Source organism: Moraxella caviae (assembly GCF_002014985.1).
Classification (GTDB): Bacteria; Pseudomonadota; Gammaproteobacteria; order Pseudomonadales; family Moraxellaceae; genus Moraxella; species Moraxella caviae.
This window is the reverse complement of record NZ_MUXU01000118.1, coordinates 1-617: the sequence shown is the minus strand read 5'-3', so window position 1 is coordinate 617 and position 617 is coordinate 1. Positions and strand designations below refer to the sequence as shown.

Sequence of the window (617 nt, the reverse complement as noted above, 5' to 3'; positions counted from 1 at the left end):
GATTTTGAAAATAGCCAAATAATCTTGTTTTAATTTATTTTAAGACAAGATTATCAAAACAAAAACCACCGCCCGATAAGTCTCTTTGATGGCGGTGGTTTTTTATGAGTACATTATTGGTTTGTTTTGACTTTTTTAATTTAACAAAAAACCACCCACACCGCCCTTTTAAACCTTTATCAATTCAAGCAAACTGATTTTAAGGCATTGGGCTGCTGTGAGTGGTTTTGTTTTTGATGATGAAAACTTATTTTAGCAAAAATAAGCTCACAAACATCAACTCAGCCTTTATTTGGCTCGCTGGTCAGCTGGCTGATTTTTTTGGTAACCACAAGCGCAATCGGCACACTGATTACAAGCCCAGCCACGATGGCGGCGATAACCATCTTGCCGCTGTCATAGCCCGTTACCACTGCCAAAATAATCAGCAGACCCATCGCCACGGTTGAAGCGATTGAAAAAATTGCCGAAAACAAAGGAATGTTCATCACTTTCTCCAAAACTTAAAACACGACAAACAAAAACACGATAAGAGACATTAAAAATCTATGTATATTTATACACTTTTCTTGCCAAAACATATAAATATTACAACACATTGATTTAAAACATTATTT

Annotated in this window: 1 protein-coding gene; it reads right to left on the bottom strand. The window is 35.8% G+C overall.

Annotated elements, in window-relative coordinates; translation table 11 throughout:
* Window positions 1-281: 281 nt before the first annotated feature.
* Window positions 282-488, bottom strand: coding sequence for a hypothetical protein (locus B0181_RS11835; protein ID WP_078277683.1), 207 nt, complete (start codon window positions 486-488; stop codon window positions 282-284).
* Between the last annotated feature and the right edge of the window lie 129 nt (window positions 489-617).

What these genes read in the sequence shown, in the direction of transcription:
- B0181_RS11835 (WP_078277683.1), bottom strand. Translation starts at nt 488, where the DNA reads ATGAACATTCCTTTGTTTTCGGCAATTTTTTCAATCGCTTCAACCGTG.